The organism is Janthinobacterium sp. NKUCC06_STL (assembly GCF_019345455.1).
Classification (GTDB): Bacteria; Pseudomonadota; Gammaproteobacteria; order Burkholderiales; family Burkholderiaceae_D; genus Janthinobacterium; species Janthinobacterium rivuli.
In genome coordinates this window covers 254,727-276,023 of record NZ_JAHKQY010000006.1, presented here as the reverse complement: position 1 = coordinate 276,023, position 21,297 = coordinate 254,727, and the positions used below count along the sequence as shown (strand labels likewise).

At 56.8% G+C, this 21,297-nt stretch carries 23 protein-coding genes and 1 tRNA gene; 16 read left to right on the top strand and 8 right to left on the bottom strand.

Translation table 11 applies throughout. From position 1 onward, the window contains the following. The first annotated feature begins 45 nt into the window (after positions 1-45). Complete coding sequence (locus KO539_RS20030; protein WP_219311124.1) at positions 46-429, top strand: hypothetical protein; 384 nt, start codon at positions 46-48, stop codon at positions 427-429. Positions 430-435: 6 nt separating this feature from the next. On the opposite strand, the gene KO539_RS20025 is transcribed toward KO539_RS20030, so the two are convergent. Then, positions 436-1,350: a LysR family transcriptional regulator gene (locus KO539_RS20025; protein ID WP_219311122.1), complete on the bottom strand. Its 915-nt coding sequence runs from the start codon at positions 1,348-1,350 to the stop codon at positions 436-438. A gap of 102 nt (positions 1,351-1,452) precedes the next feature. On the opposite strand from KO539_RS20025, the gene KO539_RS20020 reads away from it, so the two are divergent. From KO539_RS20020 to KO539_RS20005, 4 genes are all read left to right on the top strand, one after another. After that, positions 1,453-2,562, top strand: a complete 1,110-nt coding sequence (locus KO539_RS20020; RefSeq protein WP_219311120.1) for a muconate/chloromuconate family cycloisomerase — start codon at positions 1,453-1,455, stop codon at positions 2,560-2,562. A 19-nt stretch (positions 2,563-2,581) separates the two neighbouring features. Beyond that, positions 2,582-2,872, top strand: a complete 291-nt coding sequence (gene catC, locus KO539_RS20015) for a muconolactone Delta-isomerase (RefSeq protein ID WP_035825063.1) — start codon at positions 2,582-2,584, stop codon at positions 2,870-2,872. 11 nt (positions 2,873-2,883) lie between these two features. Beyond that, a complete protein-coding gene (gene pcaD / locus KO539_RS20010) occupies positions 2,884-3,681 on the top strand; it encodes a 3-oxoadipate enol-lactonase (protein ID WP_219311118.1) in 798 nt (265 codons plus the stop codon). Positions 3,682-3,819: 138 nt separating this feature from the next. Further along, positions 3,820-5,223, top strand: coding sequence for a sodium:solute symporter family protein (locus KO539_RS20005; RefSeq protein WP_219311116.1), 1,404 nt, complete (start codon positions 3,820-3,822; stop codon positions 5,221-5,223). A 1-nt stretch (position 5,224) separates the two neighbouring features. On the opposite strand, the gene KO539_RS20000 is transcribed toward KO539_RS20005, so the two are convergent. Then, positions 5,225-6,619 (bottom strand): GntP family permease, encoded by a 1,395-nt coding sequence (locus KO539_RS20000; protein WP_219311114.1) that lies wholly within the window; start codon positions 6,617-6,619, stop codon positions 5,225-5,227. Positions 6,620-6,922: 303 nt separating this feature from the next. Further along, a complete protein-coding gene (locus KO539_RS19995; protein WP_225243497.1) occupies positions 6,923-7,228 on the bottom strand; it encodes a DUF6641 family protein in 306 nt (101 codons plus the stop codon). Positions 7,229-7,590: 362 nt separating this feature from the next. Here KO539_RS19995 and KO539_RS19990 point away from each other — a divergent pair, with 362 nt between their 5' ends. The 3 genes from KO539_RS19990 (at position 7,591) to KO539_RS19980 (ending at position 10,626) form a co-directional block, all read left to right on the top strand. Further along, positions 7,591-8,298 (top strand): hypothetical protein, encoded by a 708-nt coding sequence (locus tag KO539_RS19990; protein ID WP_219311112.1) that lies wholly within the window; start codon positions 7,591-7,593, stop codon positions 8,296-8,298. Next, positions 8,267-9,409 (top strand): XRE family transcriptional regulator, encoded by a 1,143-nt coding sequence (locus KO539_RS19985; protein ID WP_225243496.1) that lies wholly within the window; start codon positions 8,267-8,269, stop codon positions 9,407-9,409. Before KO539_RS19990 ends, KO539_RS19985 begins: the two co-directional genes overlap by 32 nt. Positions 9,410-9,486: 77 nt before the next feature. Then, positions 9,487-10,626 (top strand): hypothetical protein, encoded by a 1,140-nt coding sequence (locus tag KO539_RS19980; RefSeq protein WP_219311110.1) that lies wholly within the window; start codon positions 9,487-9,489, stop codon positions 10,624-10,626. A gap of 7 nt (positions 10,627-10,633) precedes the next feature. On the opposite strand, the gene KO539_RS19975 is transcribed toward KO539_RS19980, so the two are convergent. Further along, a complete protein-coding gene (locus KO539_RS19975; protein ID WP_219311108.1) occupies positions 10,634-11,575 on the bottom strand; it encodes a reverse transcriptase domain-containing protein in 942 nt (313 codons plus the stop codon). A 580-nt stretch (positions 11,576-12,155) separates the two neighbouring features. On the opposite strand from KO539_RS19975, the gene KO539_RS19970 reads away from it, so the two are divergent. Further along, a complete protein-coding gene (locus KO539_RS19970; protein WP_219311106.1) occupies positions 12,156-12,395 on the top strand; it encodes a tyrosine-type recombinase/integrase in 240 nt (79 codons plus the stop codon). Between the two features lie 182 nt (positions 12,396-12,577). Here KO539_RS19970 and KO539_RS19965 read toward each other — a convergent pair whose 3' ends face one another. The 3 genes from KO539_RS19965 to KO539_RS19955 form a co-directional block, all read right to left on the bottom strand. Further along, positions 12,578-13,075, bottom strand: coding sequence for a hypothetical protein (locus KO539_RS19965; protein ID WP_219311104.1), 498 nt, complete (start codon positions 13,073-13,075; stop codon positions 12,578-12,580). Between the two features lie 252 nt (positions 13,076-13,327). Further along, a tRNA-Pro gene (locus tag KO539_RS19960) sits at positions 13,328-13,404 on the bottom strand. A 54-nt stretch (positions 13,405-13,458) separates the two neighbouring features. Then, positions 13,459-15,552 (bottom strand): AsmA family protein, encoded by a 2,094-nt coding sequence (locus KO539_RS19955; protein WP_219311102.1) that lies wholly within the window; start codon positions 15,550-15,552, stop codon positions 13,459-13,461. Positions 15,553-15,673: 121 nt separating this feature from the next. Between KO539_RS19955 and KO539_RS19950 the strand changes: the two genes are divergently transcribed. Together KO539_RS19950 and arsC are read left to right on the top strand one after the other, a co-directional pair. Further along, positions 15,674-16,027, top strand: a complete 354-nt coding sequence (locus tag KO539_RS19950; RefSeq protein WP_219311101.1) for a helix-turn-helix transcriptional regulator — start codon at positions 15,674-15,676, stop codon at positions 16,025-16,027. A 13-nt stretch (positions 16,028-16,040) separates the two neighbouring features. Next, positions 16,041-16,463, top strand: a complete 423-nt coding sequence (gene arsC, locus KO539_RS19945; protein ID WP_219311099.1) for an arsenate reductase (glutaredoxin) — start codon at positions 16,041-16,043, stop codon at positions 16,461-16,463. A 49-nt stretch (positions 16,464-16,512) separates the two neighbouring features. Here the strand turns inward: arsC and ispB are convergent, their stop codons facing one another. Beyond that, entirely contained in the window at positions 16,513-17,502 is a 990-nt protein-coding gene (gene ispB / locus KO539_RS19940; RefSeq protein ID WP_035825085.1) for an octaprenyl diphosphate synthase, read from the bottom strand. A gap of 304 nt (positions 17,503-17,806) precedes the next feature. Between ispB and rplU the strand changes: the two genes are divergently transcribed. From rplU to proB, 5 genes are all read left to right on the top strand, one after another. Next, positions 17,807-18,118 carry a 50S ribosomal protein L21 gene (rplU, locus tag KO539_RS19935; RefSeq protein WP_034754730.1) on the top strand — a complete coding sequence of 104 codons (312 nt, stop codon included), beginning with the start codon at positions 17,807-17,809 and terminating at the stop codon, positions 18,116-18,118. Positions 18,119-18,171: 53 nt separating this feature from the next. Then, positions 18,172-18,444 carry a 50S ribosomal protein L27 gene (gene rpmA, locus KO539_RS19930; RefSeq protein WP_010395157.1) on the top strand — a complete coding sequence of 91 codons (273 nt, stop codon included), beginning with the start codon at positions 18,172-18,174 and terminating at the stop codon, positions 18,442-18,444. A gap of 113 nt (positions 18,445-18,557) precedes the next feature. Next, the gene (gene obgE, locus KO539_RS19925) at positions 18,558-19,667 is read left to right on the top strand and encodes a GTPase ObgE (RefSeq protein ID WP_219311097.1); all 1,110 of its coding nucleotides are present in this window, start codon (positions 18,558-18,560) and stop codon (positions 19,665-19,667) included. Positions 19,668-19,679: 12 nt separating this feature from the next. Next, the gene (locus KO539_RS19920) at positions 19,680-20,090 is read left to right on the top strand and encodes a hypothetical protein (protein WP_035825091.1); all 411 of its coding nucleotides are present in this window, start codon (positions 19,680-19,682) and stop codon (positions 20,088-20,090) included. 27 nt (positions 20,091-20,117) lie between these two features. Then, positions 20,118-21,236 carry a glutamate 5-kinase gene (proB, locus tag KO539_RS19915; RefSeq protein ID WP_035825093.1) on the top strand — a complete coding sequence of 373 codons (1,119 nt, stop codon included), beginning with the start codon at positions 20,118-20,120 and terminating at the stop codon, positions 21,234-21,236. Positions 21,237-21,297: the final 61 nt, after the last annotated feature.

The following is a 21,297-nucleotide window of genomic DNA, read 5'->3' as shown; positions in this document are numbered from 1 at the left end:
CGGCCAGGCTCGTTGCCATGGGCCGCCCCCTTGTAACGGCTGAACATGGTATTCATCGACTTTCCCGCCTTGTCCGCACTGGCCGCCGCGTCGGCGCTGGTGACCAAAAAATGCAGCTGCTGCGCCGTCCCGCTGGACGCCTGGCAGCGCCTTCCCACTTCGCTGGAGCTGGACCGCTTTGAAGAAGTCGGCACCCTGCGCGAAGACCCGTACGAAGAGCCGACGTTTGCCGAATACCACCCGCGCGGCACGCGCTACGACAGCGCGGACGCGCCCATCGCTCCGCGCTACTATCCCGCCAACCTGAGCCAGGTGGCCCGCTGCCTGAACTGCGGCCGCCACTACCTGCGCTACAACGAAGCGGGCGGCTATTTCACGGAACTGCGCATCCGCGCGCTGCGCCCGGCATTGCTGGCCGACGCCGCGTAGTGACGGCTACAGGCTTTCCTTGACGTGCGCGATGCTGTGTTCATCGTAGATCGAGTACACGGCAGCGAGGAGGTTTTCCAGTTCCGGCGAGCGGTCCATATGCCGCATGCTGAATAAAATGGGCGAGAACGCGTGCTTGTCGTCCAGCTTGCGGTACACGACGTTCCGGTGATGCATGGCCTGCACGCTTTCCGGCACGATGGAAATGCCCTGGCCAGCCGCCACCAGGCCCATGGAAATCTGCAGCTCGCGCACTTCCGTGACGGGGCCGGGCGTGACATTGCCTTCGCTGAACATGGCCAGCACCTGGTCGGCAAAGCTGGGGCGGGGCGCTTTCGGATACACGAGCAGGGTTTCGTGGACCAGGTCAGTCAGGCGCAATCCGCCTTCCCCCTTGGCCAGCCGGTGGCCCGGTGGCAGCGCCACCACCAGGCGCTCTTCGCGCAGCAGGATGCGGCGGATGCTGGGATCTTCGCTTTTCAGGCGTCCGAATCCCACGTCGATGCGGCCTTCCTTCAGGGCCTTCAACTGCTGCACCGTCGTCATTTCATGCAGGCTTACGTCCACCTCGGGATGACGCTCGCAAAAGCGGTGCACGATGTCGGGCAATTCTCCATACAGGGTCGAGGCGACAAAGCCGATCGACAGCGTGCGTTCCAGCTTGCCCACGCGCTGCGTCATCGCCTGCAGGTCGCGCACCTGGTCGAGCAGGGGCCGCGCATGGGCGAGGAAAAACTCGCCCGCTTCCGTCAGCCGCAAGGGCCGTGACCCTTTTTCGATCAGCGCCACGCCCAGGATTTCTTCCAGCTGCTGCATCTGCCGGCTCAGCGGCGGCTGCGCGATGTGCAGGCGCGCGGCGGCCCGGGTGACGTTCCTTTCCTCTGCGACCGCAACGAAGTAGCGCAAGTGGCGTAATTCCATCTTCATACCTTTCAGGTATAGGTTTGATACCAACTCGGTGTTGGACGTGGGGAGATTCGGGGCATATCGTGTCACCACTCCACAGAATTATACGGAATAAATATGATTCAAAATATCGAGACCTACCTGGTCGATGTGCCTACCATTCGACCGCACCGCATGTCGGTCGCCACCATGAATACGCAGACCCTGGTGCTGGTGCGGCTGCGCTGCGCCGACGGCATCACGGGCTGGGGCGAGGCCACCACCATCGGCGGCTTGGGCTACGGCGGCGAAAGCCCGGAAAGCATCAAGACGAATATCGACACCTATATCGCGCCGCTGCTGGTCGGCATGGAAGCGAGCGAAGTGGCCAAGGCCATGGCCAGGGTGCGCAAGGTCATCCAGGGCAACCGCTTCGCCAAGTGCGCGATCGAGACGGCCCTGCTGGACGCGCAGGCGCGCCGCCTGAACGTGCCGCTGTCGGAACTGCTGGGCGGGCGCGTGCGCGATGCGCTGCCCGTGGCCTGGGTGCTGGCCAGCGGCGACACGGCGCGCGATATCGCCGAAGGCGAAAAGATGCTGGAACTGCGCCGCCACCGCATCTTCAAGCTGAAGATCGGCCTGCGCGACGTGATGGATGACGTGGCCCACGTGCTGGAGATCAAGCGTGCGCTGGGCGAACGGGCCAGCGTGCGCGTCGACGTCAACCAGGCCTGGAGCGAAACGGACGCCGTGCGTGGCATCGCCGCGCTGGAAGCGGGCGGCATCGACCTGATCGAACAACCGGTCAAGGCGGGCAACCGCGCCGCGCTGGCGCGCCTGAAGCAGCGCTTCGACGTGGCCATCATGGCCGATGAAGCCTTGCATGGCCCCGCCGATGCGCTGGCGCTGGCGCAGGCCGATGCGGCCGACGTGTTTGCCGTGAAAATCACCCAGTCGGGCGGCTTGCTGCCGGCGCTGGAAGTGGCCACCGTGGCGCGCCTGGCCGGCGTGGGCCTGTACGGCGGCACCATGCTCGAAGGCGGCGTCGGCACGGCCGCCACGGCCCACGTGTGCTCCACGTTCGCGGAACTGGCCTGGGGCACGGAGCTGTTCGGGCCTTTGCTGCTGACGCAGGAAGTCTTGCGCGAGCCGCTCGTGTACCGCGACTTCATGCTGCAGGTGCCGACAGGGCCGGGCCTGGGCGTCGAGATCGATATGGACAAGCTGCGCGTCATGCAGCGTCAATAAGTCAGTCAAAGGAGAAACCATGTTATTCCATGTACGCATGAACGTGAATCTGCCATTGAGCATGCCCGCCGAGCAGGCGGCGCAGCTCAAGCAAACGGAAAAGGCACTGGCGCAGCGTCTGCAGCACGAGGGCAAGTGGCGCCACCTGTGGCGCATCGCCGGTCAGTACGCCAATGTCAGCGTCTTCGACGTGGACAGCGTGGACGAGCTGCACAACTTGCTCACTTCCTTGCCCTTGTTCCCCTACATGCAGATCGACGTGATGCCGCTGTGCCGCCATCCTTCGTCCGTGCGCGACGACGATTCCTGAGGAGACATCTAATGATAGGCAACGACATTGTCGGGAAAACGTGCGCGGTGGATGGTATCGGCCTGCATTACCGCACGGATGGCGAGCGCGGAAAACCCTGCCTGGTTCTGTCGAATTCCCTCGGCACGGATCTGTCCATGTGGGAGGCGCAGGCGGCCGCGCTGGCCGGCGACTTTTTTGTCGTGCGCTACGATACGCGCGGCCATGGCCAGTCGGCCAGCGGCGGCGCGCCGTTCGGCATCGAGCGGCTGGGGCTGGACGTGGTGGCGCTGCTCGACCATCTCGATATCGAACGCGCCGCCTTCTGCGGCATTTCCATGGGCGGCTTGACGGGCCAGTGGCTGGGCATACACCAGCCGCGGCGCTTGACGCACCTCGTGCTGGCGAATACGGCGGCGCGCATCGGCGGCGCCGCGCCGTGGCAGTTGCGGGCGGAGCAGGTGCGCCGCGACGGCATGGCCGCGGTGGCCGAGAGCGCGGCCGCGCGCTGGTTCACGCCGCAGTTCATCGAACGCGAAGCGGACACGGTGGCGCGCCTGGCCGGCATTTTGCGGGGCCAGGAGGCGAGCGGCTATGCGGCCTGTTGCGACGTGCTGGCCCAGACGGACTTGCACGACGCCGTGGGCACGATCGCCGTGCCAACATTGATCATCGCGGGCGAGTACGATCCCGTGACCACCATCGACGACGGGCGCTGGCTGCAGCAGCAGATCGCGGGTTCTCGTCTGGCCAGCCTGCCCGCTTCGCATATCTCGAACATTGAGGCGGCGGACTTGTTTACAGAACAGTTGCGGACTTTTTTAGTGTGAGGCTTGCTGTACCGTATCGGTACGGCGGGAATGTGGTTTTCCCCTGAGCAGCGTCGCCGGCAAGACTGGCATGCGGCATGCGGCAGGGGAGGCTTTCTTGAAAAATAATAATAAGAAAAGCAGACTTGGAGTAGACGGATGGAAAACAGATTGATCATCATCGCCGCGGTCACGGTGGGCTATTTCGCCCTCATGTCGTACATTACCTATAGCGTGCGCAAGCATGCCAACAGCGCCGAGGGCATGACGGCGGGCGGGCGCAATTATCCCGCCTTCCTGATCGGGGCGCTCTTATTGTCGGAATTCATCGGCAGTTCCGTCAGCATCGGCACGGCCCAGAAGGGCTATGAACTGGGCATTTCCGCCGCGTGGAATCTGGTGGCGCTGTCGCTGGGCTTTTTCCTGCTGGCCATCGTGCTGGTGAAAAAATACAAGGAAAGCGGGCAGTCGACGATTTCCGGCATCCTCGCGCAAACGTATGGCGAGCCCGTGCGCTATGCGGCGTCCATCCTTACCATCGTCGCGCTGAGCATCGTTGCCGTGGCCCTGTACGCGAGCGGCGGCGCCGTGCTGGCGGCCGTGCTGCACATCAACAAGACGGTCGCCATTTTGCTGGTCGGCGCCATCACCGTGATCTATGTCAGCCTGGGCGGCATGCGCTCGGTCGTGTACACTAATTTCGCCCACTCCATCGTCAAATACCTGGGCGTGATCCTGGCGCTGGCGTATGCGCTGGAAGCAACGGGCGGCATCGGCGCGTTGCAGGCGCAGCTGCCGGCCAAGATGTTCAACTGGGTCGAGATCGGCTGGGGCCAGATCATCGCCTGGATGATCGGCGGCATCGGTTCCATCTTCGCCACGCAATACGTGATCCAGGCGCTGGTCAGCACGGACAACCCGGCCGTGGCCAAGCGCGCCTGCTATTACGTGTCGTCGCTGATGATCCCGTTCGGCCTGATGGCGGCCCTGATCGGCATGTGCAGCGCCGTGCTGTATCCGGGCATGAAGTCGATCGACGCCTTCCCGACCCTGATCGCCCACATGCCGGCGTTTTCCGCCAGTATCATGATCGTCGGCCTGGCCGGCGCCCTGTTTGGCGGCATTTCCGCCACCACCCTGGCATCGGCCACCCTGGCCATGAAGGATTTTTATGATCCCTGGTACAACAAGGCGAAGAACGACGCGAAATCGCTGATGTTCCTGCGCATCGCCATCGTCGTGGCCGGCCTGCTGCCGCTGGTGTTGGCGCTGTATGCGGAAAAGCTGCTGATGATCGCCTTCCTGGGCAAGGCCCTGCGCGCGACCCTGGCCGTGCTGGTGCTGATGGCCTTCTATGCGCCGAAATTCGGTACGCCGCGCGGCGCCTTTGTCGGCGTGATCGTCTCGGTGATCGCCACGATTGGCTGGTTCCTGGCGGGCAATCCGTATGGCGTGGACAGTTCCTACCTGGCGCTGGCCGGTCCGCTGCTGACCATGGGCATCAGCCATGTGTTCAAGCCGGCGCATGCGTTGGCAAAGCCGGCATCGTCGTCGCAGCGCTAGGTCAGACCAGTCCCGTCATGTAATAGATGGCAATGACGAGGAACACGGCCACCGTCTTGATGACGGTGATGCCGAAAATGTCGCGGTAGGACTGGCGGTGCGTGAGGCCCGTGACGGCCAGCAGGGTGATCACGGCGCCATTGTGCGGCAAGGTATCCATGCCGCCGCTGGCCATGGCAACCACGCGGTGCATGACTTCGAGCGGAATGTGCGCCTGCTGCGCAGCCTGGATAAAACTGTCCGACATGGCTGCCAGCGCGATGCTCATGCCGCCCGAGGCCGAGCCGGTAATGCCGGCCAGGGTCGTCACGGACACGGCCGCGTTGACGAGCGGATCGGGCACGCTGCGCAAGGTGTTGCTGACGGCAAGAAAACCGGGCAGCGCGGCGATGACGCCGCCAAAGCCATATTCGGACGCCGTATTCATGGCCGCCAGCAGGGCGCCGCCCACGGCAGCCTTGGTGCCTTCGGCAAAGGCGGCGCGGATGCGCCCGAAGGCCGTCACGCAGACGAGCAAAATTCCCAGCAACAAGGCGCCTTCCACGGCCCAGATGCCGGTCACGGAGGCTATCGACGTCGACACGGGCGCATGCAAGCCGGGCAGGGCGTCGGCGGTGAGCACGTAACTGGCGCCGTACCATTGGGGAATCAGTTTGGTCAGCGCAAAGTTGGCCACGCCCACCAGCACCAGAGGCGCTACCGACAGCAGCGGATGGGGCAAGTCGCCCACATCGGCCGTGGCCTTGTCGGCCTCGGCCCCATAACCTTCGCCCGTCGCCATGACGGAGCGCCTGCGCCATTCCAGGAAGGCCAGTCCCATGATCACCGTCAGTACGGCGCCTATCGTGCCCAGCCACGGCGCGGCCCAGCCGGTCGTGTTGAAAAAGGTGGTGGGAATGATGTTCTGGATCTGTGGCGTGCCGGGCAAGGTATCCATGGTGAACGAGAACGCGCCCAGGGCAATGGCGCCTGGCATCAGCCGCTTGGGGATATTGCTCTGGCGGTACAGTTCAGCAGCAAACGGGTACACGGCAAACACCACGACGAACAGCGACACGCCGCCGTAAGTCAGCGCCGCGCACACGGCCACGATCACGGCATTCGCGCGCGAGCTGCCGATATAGCGAATGGCGGCCACGACGATGGACTGGGAAAAGCCGGACAGCTCGATCAGCTTGCCGAACACGGCACCGAGCAAAAAGACGGGGAAATACAGCTTGATAAAGCCCACCATCTTTTCCATGAAGATGCCGCTGAAGACAGCCGGCACGGCGGACGGATCGGTCAGCAGCACGGCACCGAGCGCGGCGACGGGCGCAAACAGGATCACGCTATAGCCGCGGTAGGCGGCCAGCATGAGGAAGGCCAGTGCGGCCAGAACTATCAGGAAAGACATCGGTCAGGCCCTTGCGTGAGAAGTGATCAAGATATTAATAATGCAGTTAATATCATACTTCCCGGCAAGCCGCCAACGCGCAGGTCAAGGTGCAAGCAATTCAAGCCGGCGCAGTGAGGGAAAGGCTGGTCGGGGTGAGAGGATTCGAACCTCCGGCCTCTGCGTCCCGAAGAATGAGGATTTAACACGGGCATCGCATAAACACTGTCTCTTACGGTCGAGTACTAGACTTCTGTACTACACTGACCAGTTGCTGCAAATGTAAGACTACATTAGCAGCCCAGGTCAGCTAAGCACGAACAATCACTTCTTAGCGAAGACTTTGCGCAGCGAGCCGCTCATCACTTCGATCTGGGCATCCAGTTCACCGGCCGATACAGCGGCTTTCAGCGTTTCCAGCGTCGGGATCACGTCAGCTCGCGAGGCGAGCTCGATAGCCACTTTACCCTTCGACAGTTCCAGCGGCTTAGTGCCATATTTGACGACCATGCACAGCTTGCCGCTGTCATCAGTAAACCACCAAGGCTTAACGCGCTTTGGCATTTCAACACGTTTTTTCTCGCCGGACTCTTGATCCTTCAATGTGCGGATGCGCGTTGGCGCGTACACGCCGGTAAGCTACCTGTTCGTTCAGTTTAGTGATCAGCATGTCACGACGACGTGCGATTTGCGATACAGGGGCCGGGCGTTTTGCGGTAACGTTTTTCAAGCTGTTCAGCAGAGACATTTTTGCTATCCGTAGTAGTTGTTCACGGAAGGGATGGTGCGCTATAGTTGATATAAAATCAACATAAAGATGATAAAATAACATTAAAAATGTAGTCACTCCATCTTGTCGTTTTAACCGACTTTGCCATGCAGCTGAATGCTAGAGATGCGAAGGGCACTGGATAGACCGAACACTCTGCTATTTTCCGCTTTTCAATCCTCAACATGAGGTATAATTTCCGGAAACCATTCTGAGGATTGATATGCTCAAGTCTGAATTTGAACTCACCCGTTTTGAGCTTCCGGCACCATGTTCTAAGATCGTCATCGATCCGGTGGACGTTGAAACTCGGCTGCAAGAGCTGTCGGCCGACTTAGCTCTTCCCTTGCTCCGGGAAGTGATTCAAGTCGGGCTTGGCGCGCGGAACGATACTACTCATGCTTCCGCTGTGATCGCAGCAGGTGTGCAGCAATGGTTGAAAACGGTCGAAGAACTACGCACTCGTTTAGCGGATAAACAATGGCTAATTCATAACGAGAAGAATTGCCCATTCATCAGCTCGCCGAGCCGATCTATTTCTTTTGTTGTAATGACCGGTAATAGTGAGACTGGTAAGCAGGGCTTTGGTGATCCTACCAATCAAGCAGAGAAGGGTGTTGTGGTTGAGGGGTTTGTGCAAGCCAATAATCAGCTCGAATTATTTAACCAAGACTCGTTTAAGCTGGCGAAAGAAAAACATTTTGAAACTCAGGTGTGGGCATTTCTTTATCATTATGACAAAAAACTCAGCGAAGTGAGATTTGAACTGTCATATCCAACGGGGTTCGATAAGAAGAAAATTACTATGTGGGGCGAGCGTATAATTTTAGGTAATGTTTCGAACAACACAACAGACTTCCCAATTCGCAAGGATGCTCCGAATGCTCCAGCGACCGTGGATGTTGAACCAAAATCCGGTACTTTTAATTAAAATTATGTTAGAAATAAATCCCTCGCAAATTACGTTTGCCCGGGTTAGACGGCGGCTTACAAAGGCGCAATTAGCCAAGGAGTTAGAGGTTACCAGTCGGAGTATCCAAAACTACGAGACTGGAGCCTCCACCCCTGACCCGGAGACGATTGCCAAAATCGCGAAACTGCTGAATTTCCCTCAGCAGTTTTTTTTCATTGAAGAGGCTATGCCGACGATCGCAGAGCACGCTGCCAGTTTTCGTTCGTTGTCCAAAATGACGGAAGCTATGAAAAACTGTGCCCTCAGTGCTGGTGCTATTGCATTTAGAGTGAACTCATGGCTTGAGGGTAAATTTAACTTGCCACAAGCAGATTTGCCAAATCTTAGCGATCTTCCTCCCGAAGAAGCGGCGGCTACTCTACGGCGAATGTGGGGGCTAGGAAATGCTCCTATCCCTAATATGATCCATCTATTAGAGTCCAAGGGGATACGAGTTTTTTCTTTGGCAGAAGAGTCCCGGGATGTTGATGCCTTTTGCACCTGGTATGAATCGAAGCCTTTTATCTTTTTGAATACATTGAAGTCTGCCGAGCGCAGTCGATTTGACGCAGCTCACGAGTTGGGGCACTTGGTGCGAGACGTCTATAGCATGCAACACGGGGAGTCGCATGGGCCAGAAATGGAGCGCCAAGCAGATGCCTTTGCTGCGGCATTCCTAATGCCGAAAGAAAGCGTTATCGCAAACAAGCCGCCCGCATTTACACTAAAGTATCTAATGAAGCTTAAGCATTATTGGGGCGTATCGCTGGCAGCATTAGCTTATCGTTACAACAGTTTATCTCAAGTTACTGAATGGACTTATCGAAATCTATGTATTGAAATTGCTAAAAATGGATTTCGTACAAATGAGCCTGAGCCAATGGAGCGGGAAAGTTCTCAGTTATTAAGTAAAGTATTGGATTTTTTGCAGAGCCAAAAGGTCGGGCGAGCTGATATAGCAAAAGCTTTGTACATCAGTGTTGATGAAATAAATTCTCTGACGTTCAAGCTAACACGGCTTTCTGTTGTGTCCGGTGTTCCACCATTGGAAACAATCGCAGGAAAGAAAGCAAATTTACGACTTGTTTGAATATTAATTATATAAAATCGATATAATTCCTTAAGCTAATTTGATTTTTTTAAAAAATCGTTGAATGAAATTAAAATATGAGCACACAGTTAGATATTGATGATTTGATTCCGGTAGGGCTCGATAGGCGTGATATCCTTGAATGGATCAGTGCTATCGAATCAAAAATTTCGACTTTGCATGAAGATTTTATTGAACAGGTTCCAAAAGCTACGAAGAAACTTCTTTTTAGCATCGCGCATTATAAAGATGAGGTAAGGAAACTGACGTCTAATCCAGTTCTTGATGCCGAGTCGTTAATTTTGGCTTTAGATAAGCTAAGGATGCGCAGCAAAGAAATGCGAGCCAGTATTGATTCTGATGCGCCTATATCCAAGAGCGCTTTGGCCGCTGTTGAAGATGTTAATTATACGATACTTAAGAAGTGCGAAGAAATAGTCGATCTACTTACCCCATTAAAAGAACGCGAGCGAAATTCTCCGGATAAAGAGATCGCGAAGTTATCTTCCGCCCTCCAGATCATACGGCAACAGCTTAACGACTTACAAAGTGATAATAATAGGTCGAGGCAAGAAATTGCAAAGAATCAAAGAAGTTTGGAAAAATCCGAAGAAGATCTTTCTGGTTTTGAAGGGAAAATGAACGACGCGCTGAACGAGTCGAAAGCTCAAGCAGATACGGTGCTGGCCGAGCTTTTGGAAAAACAAAAAGAAATAAATGACTTGGTTGGAACGCTGGCAGGAGAGACAACATCTGGCAGCTATGCTAAATCTGCAAGTGTGGAAAAGAAAACCGCTGACACGATGAGAAATAGCTCCGTCGCTTTAATGCTTACGATTGTTGGAATAATTGGCTATTCGCTGTTTGAAACGGCTCGACCACACTTCGAATGGGAAACGGCTTTAGCGCGCCTTGTATTTTCTATAGCACTTTCGGTTCCGGCTGCTTATTTAGCTCGAGAATCATCGAAGCATCGTGTGCAACAGTATACCTATTTGAGGATTTCTCTAGATTTGCAAGCAATACCCCCGTACCTTGCATCGTTGCCAACTGAGGAGCAAAACCGTTTGCGGGGCGGCATCGCTGATCGAATTTTTGGCGCCAAGGATTCGATTTCATCCGTAGATTCGTATCCTCTAAATCTTCAAGAGCTATTGATGGGAATTGTTAGTAAATTGGAATTCCCAAAAAATTCGAGCGAGTCGAAAGAAAAGTAGATATTAATTATTTTGGCATTCGCAGAAGATTTTCTATCGCGGCAGAGCTATATTTTGAGCACAGCTTCAAAAAATATGTGGGGTCAACGGCATTGACAAAGCTTATATATCCACATAACGATCTTGTTCCTTTGCCTAAGTCGTTGTCTACCATCCGCAAGAAAGTAAAACTATCGGTAATATAGTAGTGCAACAAAACTTCGATCTTTTTCTTGAGCGAAGAATCAATCGTTACTAAGCCATTGGGTAGAATTACCATTCCAAGAAGCTTGATTTTTCGGCCTATTTTGGTGAATTTGCTTTTTCTGACGTTAAAAGAGAATTCGCCTTTGTAGCATATCTCGACTAAATTTGATAATTCTTGAGCCGCAATACGCAAGTCATCTTGAGATTGACCAGAAACAATTACGTCGTCGCAGTACCGGGTAAAGATGAGATTTTTATGAATGCAGAATTTTTGAAAGACATCGTCTAACTCGGATAGACACGCGTTACTTATCGATGGCGACGTGATAAAGCCTGGAGGTAACCGATCATTTGCGGTTAGCAATATTACGATGCGATCAAAATATTCCGTTGAGTTCAAAAACTTCATTCTTTCTGAACTTTTAAATAAAGTAGAGTGAATTAGTTTTGAAGTTATGGAATTGAAGAAATTGCTAAGATCAGTTTGGAAGAAGTATTTGCTTTGGGCATGCTGACGAACGGCATCTGCTACGTTAAAGCTTTTTCGATATGAGTACACCACATCAGAGTTCAAGTACAAATAGCTGATAACGTGACGCTGTAAAAACCGATGATAAGATCTAAGCGTCTGATCGGCGCTATAAACCACTCGTGTACCATCTATTTTTTTGATAACACGATTAGATATGTCGCCGTGCAGAAAGTCATCAAAAGATAACTCCCCACCAAACATTTCGTCAAATAAATTGCGGAGTTGCTCCAAATTTACTCCATTTTTAATACAACAGGGGGTATTGCGAAAATCACTTCAGTTGGAGTAGGGCGGAATATCTGAAATTACAAATTGTGCGGTGCCACACAAAAAGGCACCGCACAACCGTAAATAGACAACACCCTAGAGGCCAGCAATGTGACTGGAGATGCTCCTAGTCGCTGGCATGTGCTAATTATATATCAATTCCAATAGTTTGGTATCTGCTGGATAGAAAAAATTCCGGCGGCCGTCATCCTTCACACCGAACAACCCGAAAGACCTCGAAGCTATACCGCGCCTCCAGTTGAGCTGTGAAGTGGCTAAATGACATTGTTGCGCTCCACCTACGAGGTTAGCTACAACTCAGTTTTATGCATTGGCCTGTGTTAGCGACAAATGACCTTTCGAAGCGAGAGGTCCTACTATGAAAAATTAATGGATAGCAGAATTAATGTAAGGAAAATGCTAAATCCTTACATTCGCTGCTAGTCGATTGAAAATAAAGGATTTTCCTTTTAGCTGATTTTCGGTTGATTTATTAAACCAAAGGTTGCATCCTTGGATGCGTTAAATCTTTTGGTTTTCTTATATGGCACAGGCAAAAACACTCACCGAAAAGGAACTTAAGCGCATCCTTGCGTTCATTGCAACTAAACGGCATACAGCCAGAAATCGAGCAATGCTGTTGATGACCCACTTAACAGGGATGCGTGCAGGCGAAGTTGCTGCGCTGCTCGTCAAAGACGTGTTGTCGGAAAAGGGGCGTATTAGGCCGGAAATTCGATTGCTGCCGGACCGGACGAAAGGGGCTTGTGCTGCATGTTCTTGATGTCGGTAGGGCGGATAAAGCTGTTTGCGACGAATTCGATCATGCGCGGTAGATCGGCCGTAAACGTCAAGTTGCGAATAGCAGTGCCTTGCGCTTGGCCGGGCTTTGGCGCAGCGTGGATAACGTCCTCATGCCAGATGAATTGTTTAGCTCGTGCCAGAAGCGCGGCGTACTCCTTTGCATTAAACCAGCCCGCGAGGTTCGTCGCGTTTCGGAATTTTGGGAAACTTCGGAATCGACATAGGCAGGTCACGGTTCTGTGCATGGTCGAGGATCTTTCGAATCAGGCCCAGATAGCGCTGAATTGACGATCCAGACAGGCTTGCACCGATCTTATCGACGAACGTTTGCAGACGGTCGTAGTTGATATCTGAAATGTTCAACTCACGAAACTCAGGCAGCACCTTGCCATCCAGGAAGTACTGATCGTTCCGATGGTATTCAGCGGACATTTCTTTGCGAGTGACGCGAGCGGCCTGGGCCTGCATAAAGCTCGTGGCGCACGCATCAAAGCGCGTGTTCTTGGTGATGGCGACGCCGTTGTTTTTGTTGATCAGCAGTTTCTCATAAAACGAAATCGCGGACTTGATTGCTTCCCGTTTATCCGTTTGCCCGGTGCTTCGTTTGATGGTGGATTTTCCATCGAAGAACCTGACTTGCCAACAGGAACTGGCCGCCATGAGATAGATCTTCAGTTAGTCGGGGCAGCCCTTGATGGATTCGAGCGTATCAGGAGGTACGGTACGCGATAGATCCGGGGTAGGGGATTGCTTTGCAGACGACATTCTTGTTCTTATTGGTCTAGTGCTAGGTCTTGGCGCGCCGGAATATAAGAATTCCCAAGCCATGAACCTAACTGTTGTACTACAGAGGATAGTGTAGTACTCGACCGCCTGCAATATCTTTTAAGAGCCCGTATCTACGGGCTTTGTTGGTCGGGGTGAGAGGATTCGAACCTCCGGCCTCTGCGTCCCGAACGCAGCGCTCTACCAGGCTGAGCTACACCCCGCTTTTCTTTATTACAGCAGATGGCGGGGCGGGTTTCAAGCGGCTGCATCAAGCTCTATTTCTTTTCCTGCTGCGCCTTCTTGATTTCCGCTTCACTGACTTTTTTTGCTGGTGCATTCGTTGCCGGGGAAGTCGGGGCCTTGCGGGTAGCGTTGGCTTGCGCCATGACGGCGGCGCAGTCCGTGTCGGGGGCTTTGTCGACGTTGACCAGCGGCAGCAGGGCGGCCAGCGGCGTGACGACGGTGGCCAGGGCCACGGCGGCGCCCGCTTTCAGGGCCAGCGGGCCTTTTTGCGGGCCCACGTCCGGGTTCTTGAACGTGCCTTTCGCGTACAGCGGCGTGCGCAGGGTGATGATGCGGGCGCCCTTGGTGCGGGGGCGCACGTCGAGGTCCAGGGTTTCGGTGGCCAGGTTGACGTTGCCCGTGACATTTACGACGGCCGTGTCCGTATCGAGCACGAAGCGGCGCACGTTGGCCTGGCCATTCGTGACGGCGAAATCGCTGGCCAGGCAATTCAGGTGGACTTGCTTGTCGCCAAAGATTTTCACGAAGACGGCGTTGGCCAGGTTCAGGCCGGCCAGTTCCAGCATGAATTGGCTGACGGAGCCTTCGCTGACGGTGGCCGCCAGCTCGCCATTCGCGCTGGCCAGCATGGCCGAGACGGAATTGCCGTGGCCCGTGAGTGCCGCGTCGCCATACACTTCGCCGAAGCTCGCTTGCATCGATTGCAGCTTGGGAAACAGTTCGCGTATCTTGAGGTGGCGCGCCGCCACCTTGGCTTGCGCGGCGATGGTCTTTTGACGGCCATCGAGCGTGATGTTCGAGGTGATGTCGCCGCCGGCCATGCCGAAGTTGAGCGGCGTCAAACTCAGCACCTTGTCTTTCATGTGGATGTTGGCGACGACATTGTTGAGCGGGATATCGTGCGTGCGCACCAGTTTCTTGCCCGTGAATTTCACGTCGGCATCGAGCGCATTCCATTTGGCCGTGTTGAACTGTTCCACGGGCAAGGCTTTGTTATCGGGTTGCACGGGCGCCTTGCCGCGCGCCTGTTTCCGCGCATTGCTGTCGGCGCCGATGGTGGGGCCCAGGTCTTCCAGGCGCAATTGCTGCGACGTCACTTCGCCGCGCAGCAGGGGGCGCGGCTGGCGCGGCAAATACTGCAGGGTGCCGCCCAGGTCGCTCTGGCCCACCGTGCCCTTGAAGTTTTGATAGGTCCAGTTCCAGCTGGCGCCGTCCTTCTTGCCCAGCAGGCGGCCCTTGGTCGCGTAGTCCGGCGTTTCCGGCAGCAGCACGCCCGTCAGCGGGTACAGGTCGGCCATGCTGGCGCCGGCCAGGCTCAGCTGCAAATCGATGCCCGACAGCGAGCGCGGGTCCGTCAAGGTGCCATCGATGCTGGCCTTGTTTTTGCCCAGCACGGCATGCGCCTGCACGGGATACACGGTGTTGTTGTCAGTCAATGACAGTACGGCGCCAGCCTTGCCGCCGCCCGTCACGGGCGCCTTGCGGTAGCTGCCGCCCAAGGTGAAGGCGATGCCGTATTTCTGCACTGGAGCATTGCCTGGCGCATCGCCCGGCGTGGCGTCGGGCGCCGTCGAGCTGACCTTGGCGTGCACGTCCAGCGCGATGCCTTCGTCGAGGTAGCGGATGACGCCGTCACCGAAGGCCATGCGCTGGATTTCCACGTCCCATGCCGAAGGACCGTTGTCTTTCAGGGTCCAGCTGTTGCTGCCATCGGCGCGCCGCTGCAGGGCAATGTTGGGAGCGGCTAGCGCCAGGTCCGTCAGCACCACGCGATGCTGCAACAGGGGCAAGGGATGGATGGCCACGTCGATGCGTTTCGCGCTGGCCAGTTGCGGGCCGGCCGTTGCCCAGTCCGGGTTGCTCATGCGCACATCCCGTGCGCTGATGACGGGGCGCGGCACGTAGCGGCGCCAGCCCGGTTCCGTTTTCAGGCCCTGCTGCCATTTCACTTGCAAATCGCCGCCGATGACGAAGGTACGGCCTGTGCTTTCCGACACCTTCTCGTTGATGTAGGGGCGGGCGCGGTTCCAGTCGAAGGTCAGCACGAAGATGGCCACGATGGCGATCAGGGCCAGCAGGGCGGCCAGGCTCCAGCCGAGGATTTTGAGCGGGGTTGAGCGTGTCATGGGGATGCCAATCGCAGTGATTTTTTCTTCAAGATAGACCGATAGACCATGACAGTCGGTGCGCTGGGTTACGTAAGAGGTGTCGCTTGAAACGATTCAATAATTCGACTATTATTGAAATATGGAAAATGAAAAGACAATCGCAACGCAAACTGCGTCATTGACGAGTGCGGCCGCCATCGCAGCCCTGGCTGCGCTGGCACAAGAATCGCGGCTGGCCGTGTTCCGCCTGCTGGTGCAAGCGGGGCCGGAAGGCATGGCGGCGACGAAAATCGCCGAAGCGCTGGCGATCGCGCCCTCGTCGCTGTCGTTTCATCTGAAAGAACTGGCGCACGCCAATCTGGTGACGGCAAGCAAGGCAGGGCGCTCCATCATCTATGCCGCCAATTATGCGGGCATGAACGGCTTGCTGGCCTTTTTGACCGAGAACTGCTGCGCTGGCGCGCCTTGTTGCGTCAGCGAACCCACTAACTGAAGGACATCACGACATGACGATCACGATCTATCACAACACGGCCTGCGGCACCTCGCGCAATACCCTTGCCCTGATCCGCAACACGGGCGTCGAGCCCGTCATCATCGATTACGTCAAGCACCCGCCTTCGCGTGAAGAGCTGGTCGACCTGATCGCGCGCGCGGGCCTGTCCGTGCGCGCCGTCATGCGCGACAAGGGTGCCCTGTACGACGAACTGGGCCTGGCCAATCCTGAGTTGAGCGATGCGGCCCTGCTGGACGCCATGCAAGCCCATCCCATTTTGATCAACCGCCCCATCGTCGTCACGACACTGGGCGTGCGTCTGTGCCGGCCGTCGGAAAAAGTGCTGGAGATATTGCCGCTGCCGCAGCAAGGGGCATTTGCCAAGGAAGACGGCCAGGCCGTGGTGGGCGCCGACGGCAAGCCGGTGAAATAAAAAAACGGCGCCAGTGGCGCCGTTTTGTATTGCATATAGTAAAACGCGATCAGTGATTGCGGTCCACGGCAAACGAGCACAGTTGCAGCATCGATTGCTTGTAGACGCTGTCCGGCCAGCCGGCGATGGCGTCGGCGGCGCGCTGGCCGGCGATTTCCGCCTGCTTGCGCGTGTAGTCGAGGGCGCCACTATTGGTGATGGCGGCCAGGACGGTATCGAAATGCTGTTCGTCGCCTTGCTCGATGCAGCTGCGCACCAGTTCGCGCTGTTCCGGCGTACCGTTTTCCATCAGCCAGATCAGCGGCATGGTCGGTTTGCCTTCGCGCAAATCGTCGCCCACGTTCTTGCCGATTTCGGCGGCGTCGCCTGCATAGTCGAGCACATCGTCGATCAGCTGGAAGGCCGTGCCCAGCGAGCGGCCGTATTCGGCAGCCGCTTCGATGTCGTCTTCGCTGGCACCGGCGATCAGGGCGCCCAGTTGCGCCGACGCTTCGAACAGCTTGGCCGTTTTCGAGCGGATGACGTTCAGGTAGCTTTCCTGCGTCACGTCCGGATCGTGCATGTTCAGCAACTGCAGCACTTCGCCTTCGGCGATCACGTTGGTCGCGTCGGACAGGATTTGCATGACGCGCATATTATTCAGCGACACCATCAGCTGGAACGAGCGCGAGTGCAGGAAGTCGCCCACCAGCACCGAAGCGGCATTGCCGAACAGGGCATTGGCCGTCTGGCGTCCGCGGCGCATCGACGATTCGTCGACGACGTCGTCGTGCAGCAGGGTGGCGGTATGGATGAATTCGACCACGGCGGCCAGTTCATGGTGCGCCGTGCCACGATAGGCGTGAGCATTGGCCACCAGCAAGATCAGCACGGGACGGATGCGTTTGCCGCCTGCGCTGATGATGTATTCAGCGATCTGGTTGATCAGAATCACATCGGAGTGCAACTTTTGGCGGATCACCGTATTGACTGCGTCCATATCGGCGGCAATCGTTTGCACGATGGTGTTTTGGTTAACGTGTTTGTTAGCGTCAGACAAGGCGAACCTGCATTAGATTGTGGGTGCCGCGATTATACGACAAGGCTTGCGCGTGCGTGACGTTTGCCTATGACTGTAGAGCAATTGATTGACCTTGTTGGCACTGGCGCGCGTTTTGTTGTCCGCCTGGCGCAAGCCTGACATGGTGGTCAGGTTGTCGACATACCACGATCGTCAAGCTTTGTGAATAGTTTTTGACGCAATTTCTCAGTCCGTGTATAATCGCTGGTTCCCCCTGTTGTGCACGGCTTGCTTTTCATGGCAGTGGGACAAATTCTTTCAACATTTGATGAGGTTTCAAATCATGTACGCGGTCATAAAAACCGGTGGCAAACAATACAAAGTTGTCGCTGGCGAAAAACTTAAAGTAGAACAGATACCGGCAGACATTGGTTCCGAAATCACCATCGATCAAGTTCTCGCAGTAGGCGCGGGCGACAGCATCAAGTTTGGTGCTCCATTGGTCGAAGGTGCAACGGTACTGGTTACGGTTGTGGCGCATGGTCGCCATGATAAGGTCAAAATTTTCAAGATGCGTCGTCGTAAGCACTACCAAAAGCATCAAGGCCATCGCCAGAATTTTACCGAAATCCAAATCGTTTCGATCAACGGCTAATCGCCGCTGTTTGACGCAGTTTGTCTACATAATCAGCTATCAAGGAGTCTTAAATGGCACATAAAAAAGGCGGCGGCACAACGCGAAACGGCCGTGATTCAGAATCAAAACGTCTGGGCGTTAAAGTCTACGGCGGCCAAGCTATCAATGCTGGCGGCATCATCATTCGTCAACGCGGCACCCCAGTGCGCGCCGGCGAAGGCGTAGGCATGGGCAAGGACCACACCTTGTTCGCGCTGATCGCGGGCAAAGTGAAGTTCGTTGTCAAAGGTGCTGGCTCGAAGCAATTCGTGACCGTTGTACCTAACGCAGCAGTACCAGCGTAATTCATCGCGGAGCGCCAGTTCGCTCCGCAATGATCGCATGATGTAAGGCGCAAGCCTTCAATCGAAAGGCTCTGCCCAAGGTAGAGCCTTTTTAGTTTTATGGCGGCAAAATTATGAAGTTTATCGACGAAGCAAAAATCGAAGTCATCGCGGGCGATGGCGGCAACGGCTGCGCCTCTTTCTGCCGTGAAAAATTCCGGCCTTTCGGCGGTCCCGATGGCGGCGATGGCGGCAAGGGCGGCACCATTTGGGCAGTCGCCGACCGCAATATCAACACGCTCGTCGATTTCCGCTTCTCCAAAATGCACAAGGCTCGCAATGGCGAGCCTGGCCGTGGCGCAGATTGCTATGGCAAGGGCGCCGATGACATCCACCTGCGCATGCCGGTCGGCACCTTGATCATCGACAACGCGAGCGGCGAAATCCTGGCTGACCTGACCGAACACGGCCAGACCGAAATGCTGGCCAAGGGCGGTGAAGGCGGCTGGGGCAATATCCACTTCAAGTCCTCGACCAACCGCGCACCACGCCAAAAAGGCGAGGGCAAGGAAGGCGAACGCCGCGAACTGCGCCTGGAACTGAAAGTGCTGGCCGACGTAGGCCTGCTGGGCATGCCGAACGCCGGCAAGTCGACCTTCATTTCGGCCGTCTCGAACGCGCGTCCGAAAATTGCCGATTACCCATTTACCACCCTGCACCCGAACCTGGGTGTGGTGCGCGTGTCGCACGAGAAGAGCTTTGTGATCGCCGATATTCCCGGCTTGATCGAAGGCGCTTCCGAAGGCGCGGGTCTGGGCCATCAATTCCTGCGCCACTTGCAGCGCACGGGTCTGCTGTTGCACATCGTCGACCTGGTACCGTTTGAAACCAACGTCGATCCTGTCAAGGAAGCCAAGGCGCTGGTCAAGGAATTGAAGAAGTACGACGAGTCGCTGGTCGACAAGCCGCGCTGGCTGGTGTTGAACAAGCTCGACATGGTGCCGGAAGGAGAGCGCAAGAAGATCGTCAAGGACTTCCTCAAGCGTTTCGCCTGGAAAGGTCCCGTCTTCGAGATCTCCGCGCTGAACCATCAGGGTTGCCCGGAACTGGTGAATGCGATTTACCAGCATCTGGAAGAGAAGAAACACAGCGAAAGCCGTGCCGAAGAAACGCAGATGACCGAAGAAGCACGCGGTATCTCGTCGATCGACCCGGATGATCCGCGTTTCAAGATCCTCGACTAAGGCTTTACCCTGATGTCGGTACAGACGGCCGCTGCCGCGCCAGCGCGCAAGCAAGCGTGGCAGCGCCGTGTATTGCATCTGATCGCGTATGCTTACGGGCTGAGCGCGGTCGCCTGCCTGCTGTTCGCCGATGAAATGGCGGCCGGCATGGGCATCTTCCTCAATGGCGTCAACGGCTACAGCCAGTTCTACGCTACTCATGTCGGTGTCTGGGGCGCTACCGCGCTCCTGGCGCTGTTCGCGGCACGGCAGGGCGAACCGCCTGTCCTCGGCGATATCACTGCAATGTTGGTCCTGGCGCAGCCCGCCGGCCGTCTGTTCGCGGCCATCAGCTTCGGCTTGCCCCAGGGTTTTGTGTTGTTCATGTGCGCAATGGAGCTGACGGCGGGGCTGGCCTTGCTGCTGCTGCGTCCTGCGCGCTGACGTCTATTAAGTGAAGAGCGCCGCCCCATGGATTCCGTGATTCAAAAAGCTACCCGCATCATCATCAAAGTCGGCTCTTCGCTGGTCACCAACGATGGCCGCGGACTCGACCATGCCGCCATCGCGCGCTGGGCCGCGCAGATTTCCGGCTTGCGCGCCCTGGGCAAGGAAGTCGTGCTGGTGAGCTCCGGCGCCATCGCCGAAGGCATGCTGCGCCTCGGTTTCGAGCAGCGCCCCACCGATATCCACGAATTGCAGGCTTGCGCCGCCGTCGGCCAGATGGGCCTGGCGCAAATCTATGAAAGCAGCTTCCGCGCCCACAGCCTCGGCACGGCGCAAGTGCTGCTCACGCACGCCGACCTGGCCGACCGCGAACGCTACCTCAATGCCCGTTCCACTCTGACGACCCTGCTGCGTCTGGGTGTGGTGCCGATCATCAACGAAAACGACACCGTCGTCACCGATGAAATCAAGTTCGGCGACAACGATACCCTGGGTGCCCTGGTCGCCAACCTGATCGAAGCCGATGCGCTCGTCATCTTGACGGACCAGCACGGCCTGTTCTCGGCCGACCCGCGCAAGGATCCGAACGCCTATCTGATCACGCAAGGCATCGCCGGCGACCCTGCCCTGGAAGCAATGGCCGGCGGCGCCGGCAGCAGTCTGGGGCGTGGCGGCATGCTGACGAAAATCCTCGCCGCCAAGCGCGCCGCCAAGTCCGGCGCCCACACCATCATCGCCTGGGGCCGCGACAGCGACGTGCTCAGCCGCCTCGCCCAGGGCGAAGCGATCGGCACGGAATTGCGGGCGCAAACGGGGCAGTTGACGGCGCGTAAGCAGTGGATGGCCGATCATCTGCATACGGCCGGTGCCGTCGTACTGGACGCGGGCGCCGCGCAAAAGCTGCGCCAGGAAGGCAAGTCGCTGTTGCCGATCGGCGTGACGGGCGTGAATGGCGAATTTGGCCGCGGCGCCGTGATCACCTGCGTCGACGCGGATGGCGTGCCCGTGGCGCGCGGCCTGTCCAACTACACGAGCGGCGAAGCGCGCCGCATCATGCGCAAGCCGTCCACCGAGATCGAGTCCATCCTCGGCTACATGGAAGGCCATGAGCTGATCCATCGCGACAATATGGTCTTGCTGTAGGTCGGATTAGCGGAGCGTAATCCGACAATATTGTTGCCGCGTCCTGTCGGGTTACGCCCTG